This is a genomic window from Thermodesulforhabdus norvegica (assembly GCF_900114975.1).
Lineage (GTDB): Bacteria > Desulfobacterota > Syntrophobacteria > Syntrophobacterales > Thermodesulforhabdaceae > Thermodesulforhabdus > Thermodesulforhabdus norvegica.
The window spans coordinates 1-15,716 of sequence record NZ_FOUU01000016.1 but is presented as its reverse complement, the minus strand read 5'-3'; the positions used below and the strand labels follow the sequence as shown (position 1 = coordinate 15,716).

General features: G+C 45.8%; 16 protein-coding genes and 1 pseudogene. 7 read left to right on the top strand and 10 right to left on the bottom strand.

The features are described from left to right. The first annotated feature begins 288 nt into the window (after positions 1–288). Positions 289–777, top strand: coding sequence for a DUF1343 domain-containing protein (locus BM091_RS13525; protein WP_342745468.1), 489 nt, complete (start codon positions 289–291; stop codon positions 775–777). On the opposite strand, the gene lepB is transcribed toward BM091_RS13525, so the two are convergent. Further along, positions 774–1,439 (bottom strand): signal peptidase I, encoded by a 666-nt coding sequence (gene lepB / locus BM091_RS13520; protein ID WP_093396534.1) that lies wholly within the window; start codon positions 1,437–1,439, stop codon positions 774–776. The two genes, BM091_RS13525 and lepB, sit on opposite strands and share 4 nt — an antisense overlap. A gap of 152 nt (positions 1,440–1,591) precedes the next feature. Between lepB and pilM the strand changes: the two genes are divergently transcribed. From pilM to BM091_RS13500, 4 genes are read left to right on the top strand one after another with little or no spacing between them, the layout of a single operon-like run. Next, a complete protein-coding gene (gene pilM, locus BM091_RS13515; RefSeq protein ID WP_093396533.1) occupies positions 1,592–2,677 on the top strand; it encodes a type IV pilus assembly protein PilM in 1,086 nt (361 codons plus the stop codon). Beyond that, positions 2,674–3,273, top strand: coding sequence for a PilN domain-containing protein (locus tag BM091_RS13510; protein WP_093396531.1), 600 nt, complete (start codon positions 2,674–2,676; stop codon positions 3,271–3,273). Before pilM ends, BM091_RS13510 begins: the two co-directional genes overlap by 4 nt. A 17-nt stretch (positions 3,274–3,290) precedes the next feature. Further along, on the top strand, positions 3,291–3,944 hold the full coding sequence (locus tag BM091_RS13505; protein WP_093396530.1) for a type IV pilus inner membrane component PilO: 654 nt from the start codon (positions 3,291–3,293) through the stop codon (positions 3,942–3,944). 26 nt (positions 3,945–3,970) lie between these two features. Beyond that, positions 3,971–4,627: a L,D-transpeptidase family protein gene (locus BM091_RS13500; protein WP_093396528.1), complete on the top strand. Its 657-nt coding sequence runs from the start codon at positions 3,971–3,973 to the stop codon at positions 4,625–4,627. Here the strand turns inward: BM091_RS13500 and BM091_RS13495 are convergent. From BM091_RS13495 to BM091_RS13455, 9 genes are all read right to left on the bottom strand, one after another. Next, positions 4,624–6,078 (bottom strand): O-antigen ligase family protein, encoded by a 1,455-nt coding sequence (locus BM091_RS13495; RefSeq protein WP_093396527.1) that lies wholly within the window; start codon positions 6,076–6,078, stop codon positions 4,624–4,626. The two genes, BM091_RS13500 and BM091_RS13495, sit on opposite strands and share 4 nt — an antisense overlap. After that, positions 6,078–6,764 (bottom strand): tyrosine-protein kinase family protein, encoded by a 687-nt coding sequence (locus BM091_RS13490; RefSeq protein ID WP_093396525.1) that lies wholly within the window; start codon positions 6,762–6,764, stop codon positions 6,078–6,080. The genes BM091_RS13495 and BM091_RS13490 overlap by 1 nt, the downstream gene beginning before the upstream one ends. 52 nt (positions 6,765–6,816) lie before the next feature. Continuing rightward, on the bottom strand, positions 6,817–8,307 hold the full coding sequence (locus BM091_RS13485) for a GumC family protein (protein WP_093396524.1): 1,491 nt from the start codon (positions 8,305–8,307) through the stop codon (positions 6,817–6,819). Then, positions 8,307–9,383, bottom strand: a complete 1,077-nt coding sequence (locus BM091_RS13480; protein WP_093396522.1) for a polysaccharide biosynthesis/export family protein — start codon at positions 9,381–9,383, stop codon at positions 8,307–8,309. Before BM091_RS13480 ends, BM091_RS13485 begins: the two co-directional genes overlap by 1 nt. An 11-nt stretch (positions 9,384–9,394) precedes the next feature. After that, positions 9,395–10,948: an AAA family ATPase gene (locus BM091_RS13475; protein WP_093396521.1), complete on the bottom strand. Its 1,554-nt coding sequence runs from the start codon at positions 10,946–10,948 to the stop codon at positions 9,395–9,397. A gap of 2 nt (positions 10,949–10,950) precedes the next feature. Continuing rightward, positions 10,951–12,363 carry a sugar transferase gene (locus BM091_RS13470; RefSeq protein WP_093396519.1) on the bottom strand — a complete coding sequence of 471 codons (1,413 nt, stop codon included), beginning with the start codon at positions 12,361–12,363 and terminating at the stop codon, positions 10,951–10,953. An 87-nt stretch (positions 12,364–12,450) separates the two neighbouring features. Further along, positions 12,451–13,236, bottom strand: a complete 786-nt coding sequence (locus BM091_RS13465) for a carbon-nitrogen hydrolase family protein (protein WP_093396518.1) — start codon at positions 13,234–13,236, stop codon at positions 12,451–12,453. Positions 13,237–13,320: 84 nt separating this feature from the next. Beyond that, positions 13,321–13,860, bottom strand: coding sequence for a nitroreductase family protein (locus tag BM091_RS13460; RefSeq protein WP_093396516.1), 540 nt, complete (start codon positions 13,858–13,860; stop codon positions 13,321–13,323). Between the two features lie 56 nt (positions 13,861–13,916). Then, on the bottom strand, positions 13,917–14,936 hold the full coding sequence (locus BM091_RS13455; protein ID WP_093396514.1) for an HD-GYP domain-containing protein: 1,020 nt from the start codon (positions 14,934–14,936) through the stop codon (positions 13,917–13,919). A gap of 270 nt (positions 14,937–15,206) precedes the next feature. Between BM091_RS13455 and BM091_RS13450 the strand changes: the two genes are divergently transcribed. Beyond that, a complete protein-coding gene (locus BM091_RS13450; RefSeq protein WP_093392425.1) occupies positions 15,207–15,479 on the top strand; it encodes a 4Fe-4S dicluster domain-containing protein in 273 nt (90 codons plus the stop codon). A gap of 16 nt (positions 15,480–15,495) precedes the next feature. After that, positions 15,496–15,716, top strand: a pseudogene (locus BM091_RS13445) (hypothetical protein); the annotation flags it as partial.

The following is a 15,716-nucleotide window of genomic DNA, read 5'->3' as shown; positions in this document are numbered from 1 at the left end:
GGGCTCTGTCGTCTTTTCCTTAGGGAACCGCCCCGCCGGAGGCATAAGCCGGAGCGAAACGGCCTTGACAACCCGAAGGGCTTGCCGGTTTTGGGCCTGGTATCATGGAAAAAGGACAAGGGCCTAGCAGCCAACGCCTTTTCCTCAGTGCAACCGCCAAAACCGCCTTCCGTTCATCAGGCCCAAAACCGGTTGTCAAGGCCTGGAGCGAAGGCCGAAGGGGTATGACCCTTTGATTCCGCCAACCATAAACAACGGAGGATCATCGTCTTTTCAATAACGTGAATTTTGGTCTTGATTCATAGGGGTCATTACAAGGGCACGAATATAAGTGAGGGTAGGGGTACGACACTGCCTTTTCAGCTATTCGGAGCCCCCTTTCTCAATCCCTATAAACTGCTGAAACCTTTTATGGCGATATGCGATTCTTCTGTAACTTTAAGGCCGGTCTATTTCGAGCCGCTGGCCGATAAATGGCAAGGTAGAAGGTGTGGCGGGTTTCATATACACGTTCTTAACGGGAAAGGCTTCCGGCCTTTCAGATTCGGGTTGTCAATCCTGCGTCTTTTGCTTGAGTTATTTCCCGAAGAATTTGAATGGATACCTCCGCCTTACGAGTACGAATTCCGGAGGCTTCCCATTGACGTCATACTGGGAAGTGAAAGGGTCAGGGAGGCCCTGGAGTCGGGAAAATCCCTTGAAGAAATCGAAGGCTTATGGACCGATGAGCTTAATGAATATCTCGAAAGAAGAGACTCCTGCCGTCTTTATACTTAGCGAATGAGTTTTCCTATGCGGTTCCACCGGATAAAGAATTTGTCCGGATTTGGGTTCATCGAGCCTTTTCCGTTCCAGGACCAGTAAATAATGAAAGCTTTGCCTTTGAGGGCAGAATAGTCGACGAATTTCCAGAACCTGCTATCGTAGCTTTCGTCTCTATTGTCCCCCATGACAAATAGACTGTGAGGGGGCACACGAAGAGGGCCCAGGTTGTCTCTGGGACTTGCATCTGCGGGAAAGACGCGCGGGTCTGTGTGTTGAACATAAGGCTCCACGAGCAATTTGTCGTTTATGTAAACTTTCTTGTTTCGAATGAGGATTTTATCTCCGGGTAAACCTATTACTCTCTTTATGAAGTCTTTGCTGGGGTCGAGGGGATATTTAAAAACAACGACGTCTTTGCGTTTGGGATCTGCTCTATGCCAGATCACAGTGTCGAAGAAAGGGACTTTCACATCGTAGGCGAATTTGCTTACCAGAATATGATCGCCTACCAGCAATGTGGGAATCATCGAGCCTGACGGGATCTTGAAAGCCTGCACTATAAAGGCTCTTACGAATAAGGCCAGTATAAGGGCAATCAGGATTGATTTCGCATATTCCCAGAGAGTGTCCCAGGCTGATTTCCCGTTTCTTTCTTCTTTGCCTGTCACCTGCATTCTCCTTAATTCGGTAAAATTTGAATTAAAAGCTTGCAAAATGACAACGGGCAATGTACATATTTCAAAAAAAATAGCAAGATGTCTTTGTGTCTTTGATTAGGGAGCTGTAGTTCGGTAACAGGACTGTCAAGAGAAGGGGCGAGGTATTTATGGCTTTCCTGTCCCTGCGCAAGGGTCGTCAGCTCGTCGGTGTGGATGTAGGAACGGGCGCCATAAAGGTGGCCTTACTGAAAGGTGGTCGAAATAAATTTGTCCTGGAAAAATTGGGTATTTCTGAAGTTCCTCAAGGTACTTTTCAGGGCGGTCTGATTGCCGATATGAACACTCTCGTGGACGTGCTTAAGGCTTTATGGCGTAATCTGGATCTGGGGAAGACCCCCGCTGCCGTTGCTATTTCCGGCAAGGAGGTAATCATTGACACTCCCGAGCTGGAAATAAGTGGAAAAATGGGGCGGAACTTTTATGCACGGATGAGAGAGCAGGCACGGGAGTATATCCAATATCCCCTGGATGAGCTTTATTTCGATTGTGATATCTTATCTTCGGCGGGATCGAATTCCGGAAAAGCCTTAATGTTGTTGGCCTGTGTAAAAAAAGCCATCCTCGACGATCTTGTTCTTTTGTTTAGAAGAGCTGAAATAGGATTGTCGGTTGTTGACATAAGCTACTATGCTTTGTTTAACGGATTTGAAACAATTTCGGGGCTGGTCAAGCGGGATGGTGTCATCGGTATAATGAATGTCGGTGCCACATCAACCGATTTGGTGATATCGGTAGACGGTATTCCACGTCACTGCCGTACGGTTATGCGGGGGATGGACGATCTTATCTTCCAGGTTGCCGATACTCTGGGTGTGTCCTTTGAAGAGGTACAGGGCTCTTTTCGGGGCAGCGGCATTTTGCAGACCGTTCCCGAGAAGGATTTTAAAGAAACAGTGTCTTATGCCCTTGAACAGTGGCTTGGAGAGGTCAAGGGTAACATTGATTATCTCAGGGATTTCGGTGGGTTGTCTGAGATTGAGGACTTTTTCGTTTGTGGCGGACCTGCTTGTATGAGCGGCTTTGAAACGGTGGTTAAAAAATATGTGGGTGTTAGAAGTTGCAGGATTTACAACCCGATAGAAGGGTTGTCCCTTGGAAAAAATATAGATAGAAATTATGCAATATCCGTCGGTCCGCAGTTTGGAGTTGCTATTGGGCTTGCCCTGAGAAAAGAAGGAGACAAAAAGATATGATCAGGATAAATCTCCTTCGTGAAAAGGTTCAGAAACCGCCGAGTGTATTGTGGCAGCTCTGGGTTTATTTGCTTACCGTAGTTGTTGTTTCCGGTCTTGTGGGATACGTTGGATGGAACCAGAAACGTCAAATAAATAGTTTAACCAGAGAAAAAGCAAGGATAGAAAGAGAGATCAAGCTGTACCAGAAGTACGATAAGCTCGTTAAAGAACTGGAAGCAAAAACGGCGGAGATAAAGCGTAGGAGCGAGATAGTAAAAAGCCTTCTGAACGACAGAGACTATGCGGTGAGGGCCCTTGCACTGATTGCCGTCTTAACACCGAGCGATTCTATGTGGTTCGAGACAATTCAGTATAACGACGGCTCTTTGACCCTCAAAGGTTATGCAAAGAGTGATGAAGTTATAGTGGATTTTATCAGACGATTAGAAGGATCGCCCTATGTGCTGAGGGATAGTGTAAGGCTTATACGGACGAAGACGGATGAGTACCTCGGGAGAGCCCTCAAGAGCTTTGAAATGGAGGTAAAGGTTCTCCCCTTTTCGCAGGTTGTTTCCGGGAAAGGAACCGGAGAAAAAGAATTGTCAAAAAGATAGCAACGGTGAGAGGTGCCATGGCAGAAAAAGTTTCACCCTTTGTCAGAATTGAAGAGTCTTTGAAGAATCTCGATAATAGGCGGAAAGTTCTAATTATGGTGCTGACGGTTGCCTTAATCGTAGGAGGCTTCTGGTACTTTTTCTATCGTGATTACGATAAGACGATAAAACGCCTTCGTCAGGATGTAACTTCGGCACGCCAGCAGCTTACACGTCTGAAACAGGCAAGTGTAAAGGCCAAACAGCTCGAAGAAGAACTGGCAATGGCTCAAAGGGCTCTCGACGAGTTACTTGTGGCTCTTCCGGAGTTGAGAGAAATCCCCGGTATTCTTCAGTCGGTCTCCGAGATGGGAGCTAAAGCTGGTCTAGAGCAACTTCTCTTTGAACCCAAAAACGAGGAGATAAAAGATTTTTATTCCGTAATTCCGGTGGCGCTGGATTTAAGGGGTTCTTATCACACGATTGGGTTATTTTACGATCAGATAGCTCACTTTGAACGGGTGATAAGGGTCAGGTCCTTTACCCTGCAAAGACCAAAAGAAGGCGGTAACTTACTATCGGTGAAGTGCGATATTGAGACTTATAGATATCTGGGTGAACAGGCCGCTCAGCAGCAGACGGACGAATCTAAAGAGTCTAAGAAGAAGGGCTCAAAAGTTAAAAAAAGGTAAAAGTCGTGGAGGGTTGGGGCTGAGTAATGCCGTTCAGATTGGGCTTTGTTGTTCGGGTTCTGATTATCGGGTTGTTGAGTCACTCACTTGCCGGTTGTAGCTTCCTGGTCGATGACTCTTCCAAGAAGGCCTCAAATCGACAGCAGGTATCTGGCAAGAGCACGATAAGGATTAGAGATCGGGTCGTTAAAGTTGATTATCTGCGTCCGTTAGGGGCCATAAAAGATCCGAGGATAGTTATAGTAAAATCTAAAAGGCGCCTTTATCTTTATGATGGCGATGTTCTGGTGCGAGAATACCCTGTTGCACTTGGTAAGAATCCGCAGGGGCATAAAACGAAGGAAGGAGATGGAAAAACTCCCGAGGGACGTTACCTGATTTGCAAGAAAAACGGGAACAGTAAATTCTATAAATCCCTGGGCATAAACTATCCGCTGCCTTCAGACGCTGAAAAGGCTTTTATTGAAGGGAGGATCAGCGAAGAGCAGTACAAAGCCATTGTGATGGCTCACAACCTTGGTCTTCCTCCTCCATGGGATACGCCTCTGGGTGGCGCTATCTTCATACACGGGGGTGGCGCCCACGAAGACTGGACCGATGGGTGTGTGGCTCTTTACAATAGCGATATGGATGAAGTATTTGCCGTATCGAAAATCGGGACTCCTGTTTTTATTTATCCTTAATAACCCTCAGGGGCGCTTCTGTATATTGCTCCTGAAAGTGCTATCAAAAAGAAGACCAGAAAAGATGTGTGCCGGCTCAGCATAAATCCGGGATCAACAAGGCAGTGTATCATGTGAGCAGCCAATCCACCGCATATTCCGATTAGTGCGGCTGACAATGCTCGTTCGATTTGGCATCCTTCGTATCGTTTTTTCCAGCTATAGAAAAAGGGAAGCATAAGGAATATTACCAACAACAGAAGGCCGGGCAATCCGGCTTCTACAGCAATCAGAAGATACATATTGTGTACAACGTGTTTATAACCCCGAAAGATTCTGGAAAAACCGGTCCTGTCATAGATTTTAAAGACCTCGGAGAAATTATTCATACCGACACCGGTTATCGGGAATTCTTCAAATACCGATAAAGCAGCCTTATTCAAGGGCATGCGCACTGCGGCGGCTCTGTAGTCTTCTCCGAATAATCGTCCTTTTATTACGGGAGCGACGGTTACCAGTGTTAAGAAACCTATGAAGGCTATCGCAAAAACCCTGCCAACTATCTTTCGTTCCAGGATTCGCCGCCCCGTGTAGCCAACAAACCACAGGAATAATACTACCGAAATCCCAACAGGGTAGGCTGCCCAGGCGCCTCTTGATTTTGTTAAAATAAGAGCAAAAGTTCCTGATATCCAGCAGATCAGAGAGAAAATTCGGTAATAGCCTGCTTCATGGGCCAGAAAAAGCACCAGAGCCATGGGAGTGAGGAGTTCTAAGAAATAAGCTAAAAAGTTAGGATGACTGAGGGTTCCCATGGCGCGATTAACCCTTTGGTCCGGGAAAAGAGAACTTAGTCCTTTTGTCTGATCCATAAAAGAAGTTCCAGGGACATTGAGGTACTGCAATGCCGCAATCAGGGATTGTATGAGTAATGCGGCAAGAAGAAAGGTTACTGCTGTCCTTAGTAGTTCGGAGTCTTTTATCTGAGCGATTGTGAAAACGACAATTGCCAGCATTAGAAGGCGAATCAATTCGAGAAACAAAAGTCCTGGGTAACGCGCAACAAGAAGACCAGAGATGCCCCATAAAAAGTAACTTATGATTACAATTAGCTCTACGGGGAATAAAAAAAACTTCCTGTTTGCAATGTTATTTATAAAAATCAGTAATAGCAGCATCAATGTCAGAATCCAGGCAACTGAAATGGATATGCTTGAAGCAGAACCCACATGCTTGATAACAAGAAAGTTAATATCCGCATTGATGGGGATAGAAAAAGCGATTGACGCCAGCAATATACGCTGCGCATATGAAGAAAAAATTATTATTATGCACAAAAATATCATTGCTAAGGCAAGCGCAATGGAAAACTTGATCGGAAGCCGTGATACGTAGATACCGATCGCCGTTACAAAAATCCCCACAAAGGAGGTTAGGATAGTTATGATAAGTCTGTTCAACCCGGCAAGCATCAGATCATTTCGTATATAAACTTTGGAATGTAATACTTTTTCCGATTCAAAACACCACCGATTATATTTACCTTTGAACTTCTGAGGCGGCCCAGAACAGTTCGGATGGCTTTCGTTCGTGTTCTGTGGGCTTCAACTACATAAACGATTCCGTCAAGTAAGGACATCAGGGGTACGAATTCGGGGAAATCACCTGCGGGAGGAAGATCGATAACCACCATGTCGAATTTATCACGAAGAGCATCTAGTATCTGTTGTACCCTGGTGAGAAAGGGTGCGGTGCTTTTCAGATCAACGGCACCGGAAGGCATTACCATAATTTCGGTATCACCTACCGGTAAGATGGCCTCCTGGGGATCGAGAGAATCTTTTGAGATTAGGTCGGTAAACCCCGGTTGCTGATTTGTCCCGAATAGAGCATGTATCTTTGGATTGTGAAGGGCAGCATCGACCAGAAGAAGTTTTTTTGTAGGGTATTTATCGAGGCCCTGAACGAGCATTGACGTTACGGTGGTAACCCCTTCTTTGCGATGTGTAGAGGTAAGCCCGATCAGCCTGAGCTCATTGTTTGCATTACTTGTGGCCTGAAAAAGGGATGCGGCAAGAGCGGATCCGGGAGTTTGCGTAAAAGCTCCAGAACCTGCGTATGAGAAGTCTTTTTCCTTGACTTTTGTAAAGAGCCTCATATTAACTCCGTCGTTTACTCGTGTTCTTTAGTAGAAGGGCAAAAATGATCTATTACCTCCGCTTCAATTCGGGTATTAAAGCAAGGGGCTCAAGACCGAGTTCTTCCAGGTCCGATATTCGATTTACCGTATCTGATGATAGCAATTCTTTTACGAAAGCAATTAGAACTCCCGTGGACAAAGCCAGGAAAGCCACCAAAACGATGAGCAGTTTTTTTCTCGGCCAGATGGGGGTAATAGGGGGAATGGCTCTGTCGATGATTTGAACATTTGCAATGCGCCACTTATCCATTTCTTCGGCCATTCTCAATTCTTCAGCCTTTTTCTTGTAGAGAAGGTAAGTCTCTTCCAGTAGTTTCTTATTTCTTACCAGCTGTTCGTATTTCACCTGATGCGCGGTAATTTCTGAAAGTTTCTGACGGTTCTGCTCCAGTTGTGCAAGTAGTTTGTCTCTCTGGGCTTCTAAATTCGTTCTCTCAACTCCGAAAATGTTTAAAAGGCTGTTAGCCTTCTGGATTCTTAATTTCTGTATTTGCTCTTTCAAAGACCGAACTTCTCTTGCCTTTGGAGTGTAGAGTTGAAGCGCCGCATCCAATGCAGACTTCACCTCGAAATATTTTTCATCGAGCGGCGCAAGATCGGTAAATTGAACACCCAGCCGACCCATCTGCGGCGTTTCAATCCACTCATCCCCACTTTGAAGCATTTTCCTTATTCCCTTTTCTTTGGAGCTTATCTCGGTGACCCTGAGATTAATTTCCATCAACTGCCTCTCAAGGTCCGATCGCTCCTGCAGGAGAAGTTCTTTCTGTCTTTCCACGTTTGATAGATCGTGCTGTGTCTGATAGGAGAGCAGGGCTTCCTCTGCCTGTCCGAGTAGATCTTCGTAAGTATGAATCTGATCCTCATAAAATTTCAGGGGCGACCTGGGGCTTATTGCTTTCGCCCTATATTTGAGATACTCCTCGGCATAGCGGTTTACGGCGTATGCGGCAAATTCGGGATCGTTCCATCTGAAAGCCATGGTTATTACATTGGATTCTTCCTGCCATGAGATTTTTAATGCCTTGCGAAGGGTCTTAAATAAATACTCCTCTTCGTTTTGCTCCGATTTCAAGCCTATTACCGTTAAAAACTGATTCCACTTGTGGAGCGCAGGTTCCACGCCGGATTTCAATCTTCCAATTATGCCCTTTTCCGATCTCGAGGGTAGCTCTTTTAACTTCTGCTTTAATTCAGGCAGAAGTCGGTAGGTAAGAGCAGGACTTTTAAGAATCTCTATTTCGTCCTGAACATTTTCGGGGCGCTCCTGAATAATGACATTATAGGGATTCTGCGGAAGAAGGCTCAAAGAGGCAATATTTTCTCTACCCAGTTTGACCAGAAACTTCACTTCGGCCTGATAAACGGGGCTTGTGGTCAGACAGTACAAAAGTGCACCGCCGACGGCAACAAAGAAAATTAAGCCTATCAGGGGTATATTTTTGAACAAAATGTTCAGTATTTCCACCGTGTCAATGCTCGAGTTTGGTTTTCGGGTCATTAGTCGCTTCCTTCTGAATGTATCTCGTAAGAAAATCCAAGACCTGCTCCGGTAAACATAAAAACGTTCTTAACATACTGTTCCATAAATCGACCTATCTTGGCAACCGGTGTAAGCGGAACGTAAACGACGCTGAGTGGCGGCAATATAATATCATCTTCCACGGTCAATCTGTCCATGACACGTTTAACGCTGATAGTTCGTGTGCGGGTTTCTCCATCCTCCGTCCAGTAGAGTACTCCAACACGGTTTATGTCCCCTTCCGATGTAATACCACCCGCTGTTGCCAAAGCCTGGGTGATTGTGATGGGGCCTTCGGGTATAATGATCCCTGGATTTCTAACGGCTCCGAAAACAAAGATTCTTGTTCCCCGTATTTCAGAAATTCGGCAGTGGATATTAACACCCGGAGCTTTCTCGGCAAACAACCTGTTGGTAAATTTCTCCAGGTCATCGACTGTTCTTCCCGCCGCTTTAACCTGACCTACAAATGGTAACTGTATCGTTCCGTCCGGAGCAATTACAATGGTTCTTTCCCATCCCTTAGTGGGGTGATCCAGCGACATTCTTGCCAGTTCGGCCTTTGATCTGTACTCAAGGACCTGAACATTTACGACGGGGTCTCGGAGCATGTCTGAATAAAGTCGGGCGATCTTTTCGGCCAACTCCGATGGTTTCTGATTAATTGCGTATACTTCACCTTTTACGGGTAGCGTTATCATCCCGTCGGGCCTTATGGTATAATCCCTGCTGAATTGTGAGTGGTAGAAAAAGTCCACACGGATTTTGTCTCCGACCTTGAGCCGATAGCCGTCCTCTTCCTGGACCGGGTTGATAATGTACATTACTTCAAGGACGTCACCGGGCAGAAGTCGATAAGTTTTAAGACCCGTAAGGAGTGAACTCACGAGCTGACGTCTATGTTCATCCTTCACTTTTTCCGATCGTTCATCAAGATAGGTTATATCACCTCCGATACTTTTTTCATAAGGTCTGCTAACGCTGCATCCAGAAAGGATGGAGATAGACGTACAGGTAATCAGAAAAATCGTTAACAGTTTCACCACTTTTTTCACGATTTTACCCCTCAAAAAGGAAGATGCTCTTTCGGGATTTTTCTAAAAGCTATAATAGCATCTTCGTAGCTGTCAAAAGGCCCGACATAAACCCTGTAGACCGTACTTCCTTCTTCCGTAAAGGATCGTAGAAAGACGGAATCCGATAACTCTTTCAACTTTAGTAACATATCCTGAGCTTCATCACGGGTAAAGGACGAAAAAACATGGACGAAATATCGGCCTTCGATGTCCGATATTATAAAGGTATCTTCGGAAATGCCTGGAAATACAAGATTCTGACCGCTACGAATGAGGTTTATGTCTTTAAGGCCCGGATTTGCGCTTCGAACAAGATCCAGAAGGGTTGAGTTAACTTTTCCGTAGTGTTCTTTTATAAGCTTTAACAGATAGTCTCCGGGTTGAACCTTTATTTTCTTTGCCTTTGCAAGCGCTTCAGCATTGTTTCCGGGAATAATGATCTGGCTTTTTCCATCACTGAATCGGCCCTGGAAATGCCTCAAAGGACTGTTTTCAATAACTTCAATTGACGCCGCCCTTTCAATATTGTCCAGTTTAAATACCTCATCCGGGTTGATGTTAAGTGAAGGCGATAAAGTTACCATCTTTTCAGGGCTTGCCACGTAAGGAGAACTGGCCTTTACAGACCGGTAGAAGAAAACTTCTTTTTTCAACAGCGCTATGGTGAAAAACAAGGCTAAACATAACAAACTTACCACAAGGAGTCTTGCATCAAAGAAATTTCCTCTTACCGTCTCAAGGGGAATTAGTTCTCCTCTGGTAATCTGGCGTGCCATTCTTGCAGAGATTTTTCGCCTGTTTTCGGCGTACCCGAGAAGAAGAAGGCCGTCACACATTAGATTTATCAAACGAGGAATACCTTTTGTCCTTTTGTGGATTAGCTTCAGTGCGCCCTTTGTGAAGGGTATTTCATAGGATCCTGCCAGAAGCATACGGTGGCGAATGTAGTTTTCCGTTTCTTCCCGATTAAGAGGCTTCAGTGTTTTCCAGATGGTGATTCTCTGAAAAAGCGGCTTCATCTTTTCGGATTTGATTTTATCACCCAGTTCATTCTGGCCTACCAGGACTATGTTTAAAAGTCGTCTGTTTTCTGCATGTATGTTGGAAATGAGCCTTACATATTCGAGAGACTCCGATGATAAGTTTTGTGCTTCATCGATAATTATCACGACCTTTTTTCCCTCTTGTGCCAGATGCAGCAGCCTTTCCCGGATCTTGGCGGCCATTTCGACCACGTTTTCATGACGGTCAAAATTCACGCCTATCCTGTCGGCCAGAATTTTCAGCAGTCCTATCAGGGAATCAAAGGGGTAATCAATGTATATGGAGATGACCGAATCAGTCAGCGAATTAACCAGAAAACGGGCAAGGGTAGTTTTCCCCGTCCCCACCTCACCCGTCACGACCATACACCCTTTATCGTTGTCTATACCGTGCTGTAATGCTGCAAGAGCTTCTCTGTGGTCAGGAGATTCGTAGAAAAAGGCAGGATCCGGGAGGGTCGTAAAAGGGTTTTTGTGAAGACCGAAAAACTTGATGTACATATCTATACTGCCCCGTGACCGGTTATCACGGCTTTTACGGTTTTAAGCAGTATTTTGAAGTCCAGGGCCAGTGACCAGTTGTCTATGTAGTACATATCCAGCTTCATCCACTCATCAAAGGGAATGTCGCTTCTACCGCTTACCTGCCACAGTCCGGTTATACCGGGCTTTACGCTGAGTCGTCTTAAATAGCCATAATCAACAACTCGCTTGTAGTCGGTCAGAGGCAGGGGTCTGGGCCCTACGAGACTCATTTCACCCTTTAATACATTAAAAAGTTGTGGAAGTTCGTCAATGCTGGCTTTTCTGAGTATTTTCCCTACTCTTGTTATCCGGGGGTCATCTTTGAGTTTGAAGGCTGCTCCTCCTGTCTCGCTCAATTTTTCGAGTTCCTTCAATCTTTCTTCTGCATCAACGTACATTGTTCTGAACTTGTAGATGGTAAAAGGGCGCTTGTACCGGCCTAAACGCTGTTGTCGAAATAAAACGGGACCAGGGGATGACAGCTTTATTGCAAAAGCGGCTATTATCATTAACGGTGAGGTGGTGGCTATAAGTATGGCGGAACCCAGAAGATCGATAAGCCGCTTAAGGGTTCTGTGGGCTAAACTGTCCAGTAAAGGTGAGCCGGTAGAGATTTCTTCAGGAAAGTCGGCCTTATCACTACGGCGAGCCGATGTGTGATCCTTTAAGGTGTAGAGAGACCTCACCGATACCGGAATCCCCTGCCTGACACAGGCATCGATAACATCAATTATTTTGTCATAATAAGATCTGGCAGGTAAACACATATAAACGTGATCTATAATTTCCCTGCTCAAGACCTCTTCGAACCTGTCCAGGCCCTTTATGAAGCGGCAATCAGATAACTCGCATTCAAGGTCATTCGTGAGAACATCGTCAATGATGAACACGAAGGTTTTTTGATTGACTGCTTTGATTTCGTTCCTGAGCTTTTTGACGGCGGGGCCGGATCCAACTATAAGCAATCTTTCTGGATTATGCTCGGCAAATTTTACTATTTTTTGCGATACCTGAGGAACCATCTGGATGAAGGGAAAAAGGATTATTGTCATAGCAGTGGTAATTACTATTATAACGGCTCCATCATGAATCGTCATTGCGTTACACGAGCCCGCAACAATAGAATAAATTGCGGATTCTGTTAACGAATCTCTTTTGCTTAAAGAATAATTCCGCCGCAAAAAGATCTCGGAATTTTTTGCTTCCAGGTACAGGACGGTACATGATAGGGCGATGAGGGTGAACAAATCACTCAAACGTGAAAAGTCCTGTGGCATTCGCAGTATGGCTACTGCGCCTTCTGAAACCAGAACATAACTCAGGCATACCAGCAGGATCTTTATAAAGCTCTGAATAAAAAGCCTATGCTTTTGCCTGTCAGTAGGGATCATATTTTCTGTTTTTCCTTTTTACGTGAACAACAGTGATTGCTGAATTACACGGCTTCAGGGGTATGACCTTTCTCACAGGGAAGACCATTATTGGAATAGATCTTTTCTCCGGTGCTGCAAAACAGGGAGCTTTTCCCTAACGGAAATTACCCTTTCTTTTTTGACGGTTATCTCCAGCAGACCTTCTTCCTCGCCGGCATCTCCTAAGGGCATGCCAAAGGGATCAAACGCCGCACTCCGCCCGCAAAATCTGAGGCCTACCATGTTACAACCGGCTACGTAACAGGTATATTCAATTGCGCGGGCTTTTAGCAGGGTAAGCCAGTGATCTTCTTTACCTGTACCCGCATACCATGCCGAAATCACTACGACAAGGTCGGCATTTTGAGACGCTAAGTGGTCAAAAACCAGGGAAAAACGCAGATCATAGCATATGGCCAGCCCTATAAGCAGGTTCTTGATTCTGACGACAGGGGGAAGGGTTTGTCCGGGAGAGCTGGTTTTTGATTCCCGTATTTTCAGTGCGTCGAAAAGATGGAGTTTTCTGTATCTTGCTACTTCAACGCCCTCAGGGTTAATCAGACTTGCACTGTTAAAGGGGCGGTGGGGATCTTCTGATGGTTCCCAAAAACCGAAGATACAGTTTATCCCGTATTCTTTTGCGAGACCTGCCATCTCGGCCAGGAATCTGGAGGCTGCCGGTGCTACATGTGATGGCAGTATGCCGTTTCCCGGCAAAGCCATAAACATTTCGGGAAAGACAAGAAGCTCAATTCCCTTTTCCGCCGCGTCCCTGAAGAACTCCCTTGCCTTCTTTAAGTTTTCTTCCGGATTCGAATTCCCCTCAATCTGACACAGGCCAATTTTGATCATCGATACTCATTCCCCCGAATTATCCACCCGTTTCGACTGATGGCAGGAAGGGTAGGAGCAAAGCCCCCTTCCCACCGCAAAAATTCAGAACTTTTCGTAGTGGGTGAATTCCGAAATCTCTCGGCGTTTCGGTGCCGACGGCACTTTTGCCGGATAACCGACGGGTATCATCACGACGACTTCATATCCTTCGGGAACCTGGAGTATCTTCTTTGCTTCATCGTGATCGAAGAGCCCCACAATTACCGAACCAAGCCCCAGATCGTGAGCCCTCAGGCATAAATTCTGAGCGGCAATGCCCAGATCAAACATAAACCAGTCGCCAAACTTGGTTGTAACCTGACCTTTGTAGTATCCCGCAGCCTTGAGCCGTCCGCATAGGACGAAAACAACAGGAGCCTGTACCATCGATTTCGTTGCCGGGTTGCCTTTGGCAAGGGTGGCCTGAAGCTTTTGCTTTACTCCCTGATCGCGCACAACGATGACTTCCCAACATTGAGTATTGGCCCATGATTGGGCCCACTTAACGGCTTCAAGCATCTGGGTGACCTGTTCGTCCGAGACGTCTCTGTCTTCGAAATTACGAATGCTCCTTCGATTTACGATTGCTTCCATAAGCTCCATAACCCACTCCTCCGGGCTGAGTTTAATTCAAGATTCCTCTAAAGCTCTGCCTCTTTTCAATATCCCAGAAAAGCTATAAAGGATTCAAGTAATTTCGTGTTAAAAGCAGTTTTCATTTCGGTGCACATGATTTTAAGGGCATCGAAGGGTTTCAAAGCGTGGTTGTAAGAACGGTTCATTGTCATAGCGTCGTAGGAATCGATAATCCTGAGGATCTGAGCCCCGGGATGTATATCACGGAGTTTTAGTCCTTCAGGATATCCGGTACCGTCGGCATTCTCGTGGTGCTGATAGATCATAATAAGACCCCCACCGGGTATTATATTTCGGTGGGGAAGCATCAACCTGTAGCCGCTTAACGGATGTTTCCTGACTATTTCAAATTCTTCGGGGGCCAGAGGTTCCGGTTTTAAAAGAATTTGATCGGGGATCTCTATTTTCCCAATATCGTGGAAAAGAGCACCGGCTCCCAGAGACAAGAGATTCGCTTCTTTAATTCCCATAAAGCGCCCAAAGGCTATTGAGAAGAAAGCGACCTGAACGGAGTGCGCAAAAAGTGTGTAGTCCTTTGCGAAGGCCTTAATAATTAGCGAGGGAGACACATGAGACATCAGGGCGAACCTTACATAATGTCGCACGATATCCAGCCCCGTCTGCACGTTCCGCCCTGATCGAGGATTTTGGTAAAGGTATTTTATTACATATTCTGCATTACGGTAGAGCGTTACGTTTTTTTTCTCCTGGGTAATGTAAGGGTTGTCGACGATGGAAGAAAGCTTTCTAACAGACTGCTCAATAAATGACTCAAACTCCTTGTTGTGAACAAATATCGTCTGTATCTTATTTTCCTGAAAGAACTTTTTCCACTGTGGGGTGAATTCCCCGCCCCGATCGACAATCTTCCAGAATTCGACTTTCTGACTCCGGGAGAAGGGAAAATAGAGGGCGAAGTTCAGCGGTGTCTTCAAGGGAATATCATCTATCGAGACCTGGACATATTCACCTTCGTCCCTCAGTTCGGAGATGATTACCTTGCTGACTCTTATCAGTGAAGGTTTTATATTTTCGGGATTCATGGTCAAGCCGTTTCACCGATTCATGAAGTGCACTTGACATTTGTAACGAAAATTATATTCGGAAGGAAAGTAAATTACCACCTTTTTTGATACGGTCGATTGTACCGATCCCACCTTTTCGCCGGAATGGTCAGAATTAATTGTTTTAGAGCGCTGAAAAATGTTTAGACCCTTTAATTTCAGATTTCCCCTTTTCTCAGAATCTGTTAAATTTTGCTACCCGGTTTGGTAATCGGTTGGAAGGAGAGATCGCATTACGGATGGTGTGATATGGGAGAGAAGCGAAGGGATGATCAGACGGTGGGGCAGGGGGTTAAGAAGGGTCGCAGGCAGTATGAGATTGATATTTTTCGTGCCTGGTGCAAGTCCTGTGGTATTTGTGCTGCCTTTTGTCCTGTGCAGTGCATAGAGATGGATGAGGAGGGGAATCCTCAGGTTGTGGCGTCTGAGAAGTGTACGGGCTGTGGGTGGTGTGAGACGCACTGTCCGGATTTTGCCATAAGCGTGCGGCCCAGAAAAGAGAATCAGCTGGAAGCGGTGTAGAAGGTTGTGAAACGTTATGCCGAAGGGGAGTGATGAGGTAGTGACCGGAGAGATGGGACGACCTGTTTTGTTGCAGGGTAATGAGGCCATAGTGGAGGGTGCTCTTGCTGCCGGGTGCAGGTTTTTTGCGGGGTATCCTATAACGCCGGCTACTGAGATAAGTGAGGCGATGGCCGTCAGGCTTCCTGCTCTTGGTGGTACTTTTATACAGATGGAGGATGAGATAGCCAGTCTTGG